The following is a 12,188-nucleotide window of genomic DNA, read 5'->3' as shown; positions in this document are numbered from 1 at the left end:
GTAACCTAGCCGGGCAAGCTGATGGCGTGGTATCACCGTGTGGGAATTGTCACCCATCGCCGCAGGTCAAAGGGTATGTGTGACAGATACTTTCAGTAACCGAGAGTTTCAGACAACATGCCGCTACCGATCCGCCAGGACGTCGGCCACAGTGCTCGCGATCCTGGTGCGGAACACCTCGGGGGCGAAGGTGTTGGCGTGCTCGCGGATCTTCGCGGGATCGTAGGACGCCGAGCGGAATTCGCGCATCATGTCGGCCAGCGCCGCGACGACGTCCTCATCGGATCCGGCCGGTACGTATTCGCCGGTGACGCCGGGGCGCACCGTATCGAGGGCGCCACCGGCGCCGACCGCGAGCACCGGCGTGCCGCAGGCCATCGCCTCCACCGGGACGATGCCGAAGTCTTCGATGCCGGGCATGAGCAGGGCTTGGCAGCGCCGGTACATGTCCTGCAGCAGCTCGCCGGAGGTGGCGCCGAGGAAGGTCGTCTCCGAGCCCGCGATCTCGTCGAGCTGGGTGCGGAACCGGCCTTCGCCGAGGACCACCAGGCGAACCCCGGCCCGCTGCGCGGCGCGAATGGCGAGGTCGGCGCGCTTGTAGGGCACGAGCCTGCCCGCGCACAGGAAGAAGTCCTCGCGCTCTACCGACGGATCAGGGGTGAAGCGGCTGACCTGCACAGGCGGGTTGACGACCGAGGCGGGCAGACCCCACCACTCGGTGACCCGCTCGGCGACCGCGTGCGAGTTGGCGATGACGTGCGTCAGCCGCGGCGCGGCGCGCAGTTCGCCACGTCGAGCCAGCGTGCCCAGCGCGCCCAGGGCCAGCTGGCCGACACGACCGCCCGCCTCCTGCGCGCGGAACTCGCGATCCCAGGCCCAGCGGGCAGGGGAGTGCACGTAGGCGACCACCGGCGCGTCGGTGGCCAAGGCGGCCTGGGTGGCGAACGCGTGATGGCTGATCACGACGACATCGAAGTCGCGCAACGGCATTCGGCGCAGTGCGCGAGGGACCAGCGGGAGCAGGGGAGCGTGCCTGCCGCCGGTGTAGGTGTGCGCCGTGCTGAGCCAGGTGTCGTGCACGGTGCGCACGGGTTCGCGCAGGCCGCCCGGCGCGACGATCGGTGCGAAAACCTCGGCGTCGGGCCAGGTTTCGACGAATTCGCCGACGACGGCCTCGGAGCCGCCGAACTCGGTGAAACGCTCGTGGACGATGGCGACACGGGTCATCGCAGGGTGCTCGCTTCGATCTGTCGGGGCGCGGCGGTGCGACGCAGCGCGGGGGCGACCGGACGACCGGTCAGCAGACCGTCGACGGTGCCGCGGGCAAGGGCGGTGCGGTACACCTGGGCGGCCTCGGCGAACGCGGCGATGGTGTCGTCGACGGCGGTGTCGTCGTGGGCGGCCGAGGTGACGAACGACTGACCGAGGACGCCGTGGGTCAACATCTCCTGAATGAACAGGGTTCGAAATGCTTGGGACGCAACACCATTGGCGTCGTGCGTGCGGAATATGGCACAGGACGGGCGCCCCGTCACCGACAGGTACTCGGCAATGCCGAGCTCGGCGGCGATCGCGTTCGCCCCCGCGGCCAACCGGATACCGGCCGCTTCCATCCGGGCGATCGGGTCCTCGGTCCGGTAGGCGTGCACCACCGCGCGAAACGCCGCCAGCGAGGCGGTCTCCGGGCCGTGCGTGGTCGACAGCAGGAACACGCGGTCGTGGTCGGTCCGGAGTCCGCCGCGCTCCATGAACTCGCGTTTGCCCGCCAGCGCCGCGATGGGGAAACCGTTGCCCATCGCCTTTCCCCAGCACGACAGGTCGGGGGCGACGCCGTAGACGGCCTGCGCACCACCCGCCGACCAGCGGAAACCAGTGATCATCTCGTCGAAGACCAACAGAGCGCCGTATTGGTCGCACAGGTCGCGGACCGCGGACAGATAGCCGGGTTCGGGTTCGCCGGTGGCGGTCGCGGGTTCCATGACCACGGCGGCGATCGGCGCCGAGGCCAGGACGCGACGCAGCGCCGAGAGGTCGTTATAGGGGAAGGTCACGGTGTCGACCGTGGGGATACCGGCCGACATCGCAGTGGTGCCGATGAACCAGTCGTCGACGGAGAAGAAGGGCTGCTGACAGACCGCGACGCGTTCGCGTCCGGTCACCGCGCGAGCCAGGCGCACCGCGGCGGTGGTCGCGTCGGAACCGTTCTTGGTGAACTTCACCATGTCGGCGCCGGGGACCAGATCCAGGAAGTCCTGGGCGGCCAGCAGTTCCAGCTCGGTGGGGCGGGTGAAGCTGACTCCGTCGGCGATGGTCGACGACACCGCGTCCAGCACCGGTCGGTACGCGTGGCCGAGGGTCACCGACCGCAACCCCATCCCGTATTCGACATAGCGATTGCCGTCGGCGTCCCACACGTGAGCGCCCTTGCCGCGCACCAGGATCGGCGCCATGTTTTCCGGATACTGATCGGCGCCACGGGCGTAGGTGTGCGCACCGCCCGGCACCAGTTCGTGCAGGCGGGCCTGGATCTCATTGCTGCGCTGGAACTCTCGCATCAGTGGCGACCTCCATGACTCGGTGGTGTGGTCAGGGCCCACAGACGATGGTCGGTGCGGACGCCGGTGGGGCCGCAATGGTCGTGCAGCACACCTTCTTCGGTGAAATCGGCGGCGGTCAAAGCGGTGTTCGACGCGGAGTCGGCGCTGGGGACCTCGGCGGCGATCCGCCGAAGCCCGAGTTCGTCGAACCCGTGTTCGGCGACCGCTCGCAGCGCAGCCCCCAGTTGCGCGGCCTCGACGAGTTCGGGATCCGCCCAGGCCGACAGCCGGGCCACACGCCCGGTCATCGTCGGTTCGAACAGTCGGATCTCCCCGGCGTACCGGCCCTCGGCGAGGAGTACGAGGACCAGCCCGGTGGGTGAGCGCAACCCGTGACGGGCATCGCGCAGGGCACGATGCCACTCGCGTCGATGTCGGCGCCGGTCGGTCGGTGCGAGCCGGGCACGGTGTGCGGCCGCCTGCCAGTCGACCCGGTCCGCGCGGGACAGGCTGCGCACCGAGATATTCGGTGCGTCGGTGACGGTGATCCGCACAGCGCGGGCGAGCGTGTATCGACGCAGACGGCGAACGGCCATCCACAGCAACAGCCGGAGCGCGGCGATCGCGATGATCGCCGGTGCGGGCGAACCGGCGCGCGAGGGCCGATCGGCTGTCGGCGCGTCGATCTGTGGCGCGATCGCGAGAGTCTGGGGCATCGAGCTGTCACGCGCGGTCCACGCCCACAACGCGTGGTCACGCAACGACCCACCCGCGTCGAAAGCCAGGGCCATGGTGGCTTCCTTGCGGAAGCCGAGGGCGCGCACCGATCCGGCAGCGGGAAGATTCGCGGGGGAGATCGGTGCGACAACGCGTACCAGACTGAGCGCGGTGACCCCGTAGTCCAGCAGCATCGCGCCCGCCACGGTGATCACCCCGTGGCCGGCCCAGCGTGCGTCGATCCAGCCGCTGGACTCGGCGGTCCCCGTCGCGGTGTCGATGACGCAGTACTCCAACTGTCCGACGAACTGTCCGTCGACCTCGATCGCGCCGGCGTAGCGGCGCCCGGCGCGCATGTCGGCACGGGCGAGCAGGCATTCACGCGCCCAATGTCGTGCGGTGTGCCGTCGCTCCCATGGCAGCGGGGAGGTGCTCCAATACGGCTCGATATGGGCGCGATCACGCAGTCGGATCTCGCGCCACGCGGCGAAATCCGACATCCGGGGTGGACGTAACCGGATCGCGTGGCCGTTGTGCCGCACCGGGCCGAGGGTCAGCCGCGACAATTCGGGGTCGCCCGATTGTTGTTCGCTTCGGTAGGAAGTGGTCACGCCGCCGAGCTAGCTGTCGCGTGGTTCGGTGGGAGTCGCGCGCGGACTGCTCGGCGTGTACCCGACCCGTGGGAGCGCCATCGTCTCGGGGTCGTGCGAGATCGTGGCCGAGCGCGGGGTAACCGGGGCAGCGCGGCGTGGTGGCGTGTCGAACGACGCCGGGGGAGTCGGCGCGGCGCGCATCCGGGAATCGGCCGCGGGTGCCCGGGTTTCCGCTGCGGGAGTACGGTTTTCGGGTGCGGATGCGGGTGCGGGTGCGGGTGCTCGCGTCTCCGCCGTAGGCGGGACCTTGTCGGTATCGACACCCGTTGCCGCGGCAGACTTCTTGCCGCCACGTCGACGGCCACGAGCCACCCCGGCCAGCACAAGACCTTCGGCGACCACGATCAACGTGGCCAGCGCGGCGAACAGCCCTTCCTGCACCGGGTGCGGGGCGACCAGTTCCCAGGACGGTGCGGTGAGCACTGTCAGGCGCGCCGGGCCGAGTACCTGACGGAACTCGGTCTCGCGCGCGACATCACGGGCGTCGAAACTCAACTCCGGGCGCAGCGGATCCTCGGACAGGCGCTTGGAGAAGGTGTCCTCGACCGCGCGCCGGTGTGCCTCCAGGTCGGCTGCGGACCGCGCGATCGCCTCGGTCCGCATCTGGGAACCGACGCTGTCGAGCGACTGTTCGACCGCCACAACCAATTTCGAGGCCTGCTCGGGCGAACCGGCCTCGGCCGTGATGATCAGCAACGACGGCGCCGGACCGGTCATCGCCGACACCCGGGGCCGCAGATCCGCTTCCGAGGGCGCCAGCCCGTTCTTCACCACATCCGAGAGCACGCGGGTATCGGAGACCATCACGATGTAGGGCTGGGTCAGCTCGTTGAACACGGCGCCGATCGACGGCTGCGAGATCTGGACGGTGATGCTCGCCTGATAGGTCCGCTCGCTCCCGTCACGAACCAACCACACCGCGCCGCCGACGATGATCGCGGCGACCAGAGCGAACGGCAGGACCCGGATCAGTTGACGAAGATGGCCCGCGATGTTCACCGCAGGCATCGACCGCCCGCCGGAGTCGAGGTCGGCGGTCGACGGCGACTCGGTACTGCTCACACTGCCCCCACATCTCACGCATCAACACTTCTCGATCACCGGCCCCCGAAGCCGGTATGCCGTCACTTCGGCACGACCGAGTTGCGATGACGATACCCCAGGTCTGCCGGACGGTCGCGTCGGCGAACGCGGTCGAACCCCGCCGAACCTGCACTGTTCACACGTCGGTAAGTCGCTGGGAATTCCACGGCGAACATCCGCGACGCCCTCCAGGTAGTCTGATCTACGTTCGCCCTTGATGGGTGCGGGACGGCCGAGCCGTCGGCAAATGGATGTCATTGAGGGGTAACGGCTGTGGGGGTTCGAGTGTCGGTATGTGTACCGGCCTTCAACGCGGCGCGCACGATAGTCGAGACGCTGGAGTCGATCAGCGCGCAGGATTTCGACGACTTCGAGATCGTGGTCGTCGACAACGCGAGCACCGACGGGACGGGCGATCTCGTGCGCGCGTTCGACGACGCGCGCATTCGGTTGTACACCAACGACACCACGCTGCCGATCGCGCAGAACTGGAATCGGGCGATCGAACTGGCCGATGGCGAGCTGGTCAAGCTGGTCTGCGCCGACGACATGATCGCCCCGGGCTGTCTGTCGGCGCAGGTCGAGTCGATGGCCGACAGCGAGATCGCGGTCGTCGGCGCCAAGTTCGACGTCGTCGACGACGACGGTGTGGTGCTCGCGCAAGGGCGCGGACTGCCGGGACTGGTGGGTCGATGCTCGTCTCGGACCGTGCTGCGCACGCTCGTACGCAAACTTCCCGATGACGTGTGCCCCACCGCGGCGTTCCTGTTCCGTCGCGCTGATTTCGCCGGTACCACCGGTTTTCGCGCGGACTTCCTGTACGCGATGGATGTCGACCTGGTCGCGCGGCTGTGCGGACGCGGTGAGTTCTTCGGCCACGATCAGGTGCTCGCGATCAACCGTGCGTCGGTGTTCAACTACTCGAGCACGACATCGTCGGCGAGCAAATTCGCCGACGTGCTGCGGTTCAACCACCATCACCGTCGGCAGTTCGGTGACCGCGTCGGTGTGATCGATGTCCTGATCGGCGACGGTCGCGTGCTGCGGCAGGCGCTGGTCCGGGTGGCGGCGCGGGCCGCGCGGTTGTTCGGGCGAGGCACAGAGCAGTGAACTCCCTGTTGTACGTGGCGGCCCTGCCGGTGGCATGGGTGTTCCTGCGCTGGATCTGGCACCGGCCCCAACGCGGGTTGTTGCTGGTAGCGGCGTTGGTGCCGTTCAACGGGTTGCTGCTGATCGCGCCCGAGTGGATGCGGGTCGACGGCTGGAAAGAAGCGATGCTGCTGCTCACCCTCGCGGTGGCGGCGTTCGTCCCCCACGGGCGAGTCGACCCCCGTCCGGCGTTGCCGTGGTGGTCGATCGGCGTGGTGCTGTGCGTGTTCGGGGTCGGGTCGGCGTTCCTGACGGCGGGAATTCTGGGCATTTTCGCGATCAAGATCACGTTCTTCTACTTCATCGTGGTGCCGTTGATCCTGTATCTGCGGCCGTTCACCGCACTCGATCGCGATCTGCTCATCACGATCATGATGGTCGAGTCGGTCGGAATCGCGATCTTCGGCTTGGCGCAGCAGGCGATCGGGCCCGCCGGGCTCGCCGAGATGGGTTACAAATTCAACGAGACCATCCGGTTCTCCGGTGGTTTGATGCGCTCGTTCGGATCGTTCAACCAACCGTTCCCGTTCGCGTTCTATCTGGTCACCGTCCTGTTGGTGGGTGGATCGGTCGCGCTGGCCGCGCCGAGGCGGCTACGCAATCGCTTGTTCCTGCTGACGACTCCGGTGCTGGTGGCCGGTGTCGCGGCCAGCGTCGTGCGCGCCGCGCTGCTCGGGTTGCTGATCGGCGTGCTGGTGCTCGCGATCGTCCGCTATCGGCGACAGCTCAAAGCGGTGATCATCGGCGGGGTCGCGTTGATCATGGTGGTCGGCGTCGGGGCCTCGTCGCAGGCGCGCAGTTCGCTGTTGTCCTCCGACAGCCTGGCCGCGCGCGAGACCGGATGGAAGGTCGTGACCAGGACGGTTCCGAGCCATCCGTTCGGTGACGGCCTCGGCTCGACCGGGGCGGCGAAGGCGGCCCAACTCGTGGCCGAGCTCGGCCCGGCCGCCGAGAAATTGCCCTATGCCACCGGCGAAGTCCAGATTTACGGGCGCCCGTACCAACCCGACAACTACTACGTGAAGTTGCTCATCGAACTCGGGCCGATCGGGGTCTGGTTGTTCTGCGCGATCCTGGTGGTGATCTATCTGCTCGCGCTGCGTTCGGCCCGCACGATGACCGGCAACGATGCCGCGCTGGCGCTCGGGGTCGCGGCGGCGGTGCTGTCGAGCGCGGTCGCGGCGGTCGCGTCGAGCTACTTCGAGATCTTTCCCAGCGATTTCTACTTCTGGCTGCTCGCCGCGGTTGTCGGCTGCGCGGTCTCCCAGCAGTCCCCAGTCCAGGCCGTCGAGCGCAGCCCCGTCCCCGAACAGGTGTCATGAATTCTGCTGCGAACAGGCGACCCACTGTGTGTTTCGGGGCATTGGCCTACCGGCCCGACGGCGCCGGAGTGTCGACGTATCAGCGGCAACTGCTGGCGCAGTTGCCCGCGCTGTTGCCGGGCGCCGAGCTGTCGGCGCTGGTCCAAGCCGACGCGGCGAGTTCGCTGCCGTCCACCGTCGCCGCAGTGTCGCGGCCGGTCGCGGCGGGTGCTCGCCGCGCGTGGCACGGCGTCGCGCCGCTGCGCGGATTCGACGTGTTCCACGGCCTCGATGTCGATCTTCCGCTGATCGGCCCGCGCGCCACGGTCGCCACGGTGCACGACCTGTCGGTCTTCGATGTGCCGTGGGCGTTCAGCCGGTACCGGGCGCGCGGGGAACAGCTGCTGGTCCGAACGTCGTTGATGCGTGCCGATCTGCTGATCGCGGTGTCGGAATTCACCGCCGAACGGATCGCGGACAAGTTCGGCCGCGCGGCGGTCGTCGTGCCGCTCGCTCCCGCCGACTGGGCACGCGTCCCCGAGCCCTCCGCGGTGGAACGGGTGCGTGCCGACTACGACCTGCCGCCTCGATTCATCCTGCAGGTGGGGACCGTCGAGCCGCGCAAGCAGGTCGCGATGCTCGCGGAAGTGGCGCGCGCCCTCGACATTCCGCTCGTGTTGGCCGGGGCCGGATCCACCGGTCCGCAGGCCCCGGCCACGGCGATCGGTCTCGGCTACGTCGACACCGCCGATCTGCCCGCGCTGTACGCCGCCGCGACCGTGGTGGCCTACTGCTCGGAGTACGAAGGATTCGGGCTGCCGCCGGTGGAGGCCATGGCGTGCGGTGGCGCGGTGGTGGCCAGCGCGGTCGGCGCGCTGCCGCAGGTCTGTGTCGACGGTGCCGTCCTGGTCGCGCGCGCGAATGTCGAGTCGTGGACGGCGGCCGTGCGCCCGCTGCTGCACGACAGCGCCGACAACACCGCACTGCGCGAGCGTGGTCTGGCCGCGGCGTCGAAGCTGAGCTGGCGGGCCACCGCCGAGGCGACGGTCGGCGCCTATCGCGGCGCCGGGTTGATCCCGTGACGACCGAGGCGAAACCGTCGATCCCCGATCCGCCGATCGAGGTCCGCGCCTCGATCTCGGGCCGGGCCGCCGCCAGCAACACCGCCGCGATGCTGGCCAGCCGGATCTTCGCCGCGGTGCTCGGTCTGCTCGGGACCATGCTCACCGCCCGCATGCTGCCCGCGGTCGAATGGGGCTACTTCTCCTTCGTGTTCGGTCTGCTCGGCATGCTCGCGATCGTCACCGATCTGGGCGTCGGGCGTGCGGTCATCGGCAAACTCGTGCACGGCGAGCCCGCCGAGGTCGCCGAGATCGCGAGCTCGTTCATCGCGCTGCGGACCGTTCTCGGGCTGCTGGGTTACGGGGTGGCCCTGGGCTATGTGGTGCTGCTCGGTTGTCCACCGCAGGTCATCGCGGCGACAGCCATCGCGGGGCTGGTCGTGGTGGTCGCGACGCCGAGCAACGCACTCACCGTGCTGTTCCAATCGACGATGCGCCTGACCTTGGTCGCCGCGGCGGAGTCGATCGCCCGCCTTGTCCAGGTGGCGCTGACCGTCGTCGCGGTGCTGTGGGCACCGACCTTGCTGGTCGTGGTGATCCCCGCCGTGGTGTACGAACTGATCGCCATCGCGATCAAGATCGTCGGCGTCGGCCGCGGGCTCGGCGGGCCGATCCCCGCGCGCCGCGTCGAACTGCGCTGGTGGGGCGGCATGCTGCGCGAGGCGCTGCCGCTGAGCATCGGCCTGGCCCTGATCATCATGCTGCAGAAGGTCGGTCTGCTGCTGCTGGGTCACTTCGACACCTTCGAATCCGTCGGGATGTTCGCGGTCGGCATGAAATTCGCCGACCTCGTCGACACCGCGGCGATCGCGGTCGTCGCCCCGTTGACCACTCTGCTGATCGCGGTGTGGCCTGCCGACCCCACCCGGTTCCGGCGCTACTTCCGCCAGGCGGGTGCCGCGCTGACGGCCCTCGGCCTTGCCGCGCTTGTCGCCTTCTGGCCGGTCGCGACCCAGGTGATCGACCTGCTCTTCGGTGCGAAGTTCGTGTCCGCCGTCGACGCGAGTCGCTACCAGATCATCGCCGGACTGCTCGGCGCGCTGGCCCATCTGGGCTTGGTCGCGCTGATGGCGGCCGGGCGCAACTACCTGATTCCCTGGCTCGCGCTGCTCGCGTTGGCCGTCGACCTGGCGTTGTCGTGGCCGCTCATCGCGCGGCTGTCGTTCGAAGGCGCGGCCATCGCCGGTCTGGTGGCCAATGTCGTTCTGCTGATCGGGGTGTGGCTCGCGCTTGTCGCCACGGTGCGGATCGGGCGGTTGATCCCGGTCACCTCGGTGGTGTCGGTCAGCGCCGTCGCCGCCGCGGTGATCGTCCCCGCGACGATGATTCAGCAGCGGTGGGAGCCGCCATGGATTGTCACCGCCACGGTGGCCGGGGTGTTGTACCTTTTCCTCGCCGGCTGCGTTGTGCGCTGGACCGACGGATTGACGATACGAAGCGTGCGAGGGCCGAAAACTGATGACACTGTGGCGATTCGCTCGGATGATCACCACCGTGGCCCTCACGCTCACCCTGCTCGGATGCGGGACACCGACGACGTCGACCGTGCTCGATGAGCGCGTGAACGAGACCGGACTCGGGATCGCGGGCGGGCATTCTTGGCTCAAACTGAGCACCGGCGAATTGGACCGCCAGATGTCGGGTGTCGTCGACGCGGGCGCCACCTGGATCAGAATGGATCTGGACTGGTCGCTCATCGAACACGATCGTGGCCGCAAGGACTGGTCGATGACCGATCGGGTGGTTCGGTCCGCGCGCGCCCATGGGCTGCACGTGCTGGCCATCCTCACCTACTCACCACCGTGGGCACGCCAGGACCCGGGGCCGGGCGGAAACAAGGTCGCCCCGTATCCGGCGCTGTTCGGCCAGTTCGTCGCCGACGCGGTCGAGCGCTACCGCGATCAGATCAAGCACTGGGAGGTCTGGAACGAGCCCAACGTCACCAGCTTCTTCGCGCCGCTGCCCCACGTGGGTCTGTACGCACAGCTGCTCCACCAGGCGGCGACGGCCGTGCGCACCCGCCAGCCCGGTGGCCAGGTGTTGGTCGGCGGCTTGGCGCCCGCCGCTGACAACGGCCGCGACATCGCGCCGTCGACCTTCATCGAGCGCCTCTACGACCTGGGCTCGGCTCTCGACTTCGACGCCGTCGCGGTGCACCCCTACTCCTATCCGGAGCTGCCCTCGTCACCGAGCCGCGACAACGCCTTCCAGAACCTGACTCGACTACGCGCGATCATGGACGCTCGCGGCGACACGTCGAAGCGTTTGTGGCCCACCGAATTCGGTGCGCCGACCGGTACCGGGGCGCGCGCGGTCGACGAGCAGACCCAGGCCGAGATACTCGGCGGCGGACTGGACCTGATGGCGGCGATGCCCAATATCGGCCCTGTTTTCGTCTACTCCCTGATCGACGCGGGCGACGACCGCCAGAACCTCGAGGACAACTTCGGCATGCTCCGTCGTGACTATTCGGCGAAACCGGCACTGGCGCAGGTCCGCGCCCGCGCGGAGGTGCTCCGTGCGGGGCAGTGACGACGTGCGCGAGCTGGTGTTCGTCGCGCACACCGGACAGGCGTCGGGCGCGGAGAACGTCATGCTCGCCCTCGTGGACATGGCGCTCGAACGTGGCTACCGGGTGCGGGTCGCCTGCCCGGACGGTCCACTGCGGGAACGGCTGCCCGCCGGAGTCGAGCACATCGGCATCGCCCCGCTGGGGTTGGCGGGTGAACGGGGCCTGCGCCGGTTGACCGCCGCGCTGGTCATGCTCAGGAACTGGATCGGTGCGGCGTGGCGGCTACGTAAGCCGTTGCAGGACAGTCGAATCCGCATCATCGTCAATTCGACCATGGCGTTGCCCGCGATGGCGCTGGCCCGTCCGCATCGGCGCTCGGCGGCCTGGTTGGTCCACGACATCCTCGCCAGCCGACGGCAATACGGCGCCGCGTGGGCCGGGCGCGCGGCGGTAGGCCACGCCATCGCGGTCTCCGAGACCGCCGCCGCGCCGCTGCGCCGGCGCGGCTTCGATGTCGATGTCGCGTTCAACGGCGTGACCTGGCCGGTCGAACCCGCGCCCGTGGTCGAGCGCACGCCGCCGGTGGTCGGGATCCTGGGCGTGGTGACCTCGTGGAAGGGCCACCACGTTCTGCTGGAGGCCGTCGCGGGGTTGCCCGAGGTCCGACTCGAGATCGCCGGTCGGGCATTGCCCGGCGACGCCGCGTATCTGGCCGAGCTCCGCGAGCGCGCCGAGCGGCCCGACCTCGCCGGTCGGGTCGTGTTCCTCGGTCAGGTCGACGCCATGACCACCATGCGGGGCTGGGACGCGGTGATCTCGGCGAGCGTGCTGCCCGAGGCCGGTCAGCTCGTCGTCCTCGAGGCGATGAGTTTGGGTGTCCCGGTGATCGCCACCGATCACGGCGGTTACGCCGATGACCGCGTGATGGTGTGCGTGCCCCCCGACGATTCGGCCGCGCTGCGGGCGGCGATCGAGCGGGTCACCGGTGATCCGCGGTTGCGGTCGCGCTTGCACGAGGACGGTCGGGCTCGCGTCGCGGCGGCACACGATCGATCCCGCACGCTGCCGCGGATGCTCGACGCCCTGCTCGGCACAACGCCATGACAGCGACGGAC

10 protein-coding genes are annotated in these 12,188 nt (G+C 69.0%); 6 read left to right on the top strand and 4 right to left on the bottom strand.

Annotated elements, in window-relative coordinates:
* Nucleotides 1-123: 123 nt before the first annotated feature.
* The 4 genes from ACFVJ5_RS09425 to ACFVJ5_RS09410 are packed head-to-tail and all read right to left on the bottom strand — an operon-like array spanning nucleotide 124 to nucleotide 4,969.
* Complete coding sequence (locus tag ACFVJ5_RS09425; RefSeq protein ID WP_379219400.1) at nucleotides 124-1,227, bottom strand: glycosyltransferase; 1,104 nt, start codon at nucleotides 1,225-1,227, stop codon at nucleotides 124-126.
* Nucleotides 1,224-2,555, bottom strand: a complete 1,332-nt coding sequence (locus tag ACFVJ5_RS09420; protein ID WP_379219398.1) for a glutamate-1-semialdehyde 2,1-aminomutase — start codon at nucleotides 2,553-2,555, stop codon at nucleotides 1,224-1,226. The genes ACFVJ5_RS09425 and ACFVJ5_RS09420 overlap by 4 nt, the downstream gene beginning before the upstream one ends.
* Entirely contained in the window at nucleotides 2,555-3,865 is a 1,311-nt protein-coding gene (locus ACFVJ5_RS09415) for a GNAT family N-acetyltransferase (RefSeq protein WP_379219397.1), read from the bottom strand. Before ACFVJ5_RS09415 ends, ACFVJ5_RS09420 begins: the two co-directional genes overlap by 1 nt.
* A 9-nt stretch (nucleotides 3,866-3,874) precedes the next feature.
* Nucleotides 3,875-4,969: a hypothetical protein gene (locus ACFVJ5_RS09410; protein ID WP_379219396.1), complete on the bottom strand. Its 1,095-nt coding sequence runs from the start codon at nucleotides 4,967-4,969 to the stop codon at nucleotides 3,875-3,877.
* Between the two features lie 294 nt (nucleotides 4,970-5,263).
* Between ACFVJ5_RS09410 and ACFVJ5_RS09405 the strand changes: the two genes are divergently transcribed.
* The 6 genes from ACFVJ5_RS09405 to ACFVJ5_RS09380 are packed head-to-tail and all read left to right on the top strand — an operon-like array spanning nucleotide 5,264 to nucleotide 12,177.
* Nucleotides 5,264-6,100, top strand: coding sequence for a glycosyltransferase family 2 protein (locus ACFVJ5_RS09405; protein ID WP_379219395.1), 837 nt, complete (start codon nucleotides 5,264-5,266; stop codon nucleotides 6,098-6,100).
* Nucleotides 6,097-7,461, top strand: a complete 1,365-nt coding sequence (locus tag ACFVJ5_RS09400) for an O-antigen ligase family protein (RefSeq protein ID WP_379219393.1) — start codon at nucleotides 6,097-6,099, stop codon at nucleotides 7,459-7,461. The genes ACFVJ5_RS09405 and ACFVJ5_RS09400 overlap by 4 nt, the downstream gene beginning before the upstream one ends.
* A complete protein-coding gene (locus ACFVJ5_RS09395) occupies nucleotides 7,458-8,522 on the top strand; it encodes a glycosyltransferase family 4 protein (RefSeq protein ID WP_379219392.1) in 1,065 nt (354 codons plus the stop codon). The genes ACFVJ5_RS09400 and ACFVJ5_RS09395 overlap by 4 nt, the downstream gene beginning before the upstream one ends.
* Entirely contained in the window at nucleotides 8,519-10,117 is a 1,599-nt protein-coding gene (locus ACFVJ5_RS09390; RefSeq protein WP_379219390.1) for an oligosaccharide flippase family protein, read from the top strand. The genes ACFVJ5_RS09395 and ACFVJ5_RS09390 overlap by 4 nt, the downstream gene beginning before the upstream one ends.
* Nucleotides 10,044-11,093: a beta-xylosidase gene (locus ACFVJ5_RS09385; protein ID WP_379219389.1), complete on the top strand. Its 1,050-nt coding sequence runs from the start codon at nucleotides 10,044-10,046 to the stop codon at nucleotides 11,091-11,093. The genes ACFVJ5_RS09390 and ACFVJ5_RS09385 overlap by 74 nt, the downstream gene beginning before the upstream one ends.
* Nucleotides 11,080-12,177, top strand: coding sequence for a glycosyltransferase family 4 protein (locus tag ACFVJ5_RS09380; RefSeq protein WP_379219388.1), 1,098 nt, complete (start codon nucleotides 11,080-11,082; stop codon nucleotides 12,175-12,177). The genes ACFVJ5_RS09385 and ACFVJ5_RS09380 overlap by 14 nt, the downstream gene beginning before the upstream one ends.
* The last annotated feature ends 11 nt before the right edge of the window (nucleotides 12,178-12,188 follow it).

Origin of the sequence: Nocardia sp. NPDC127606 (assembly GCF_042671725.1) — a bacterium.
Taxonomy (GTDB): Bacteria; Actinomycetota; Actinomycetes; order Mycobacteriales; family Mycobacteriaceae; genus Nocardia.
Note: the sequence above shows the minus strand (reverse complement) of the source record. Positions and strands in the feature narration are given on the sequence as shown.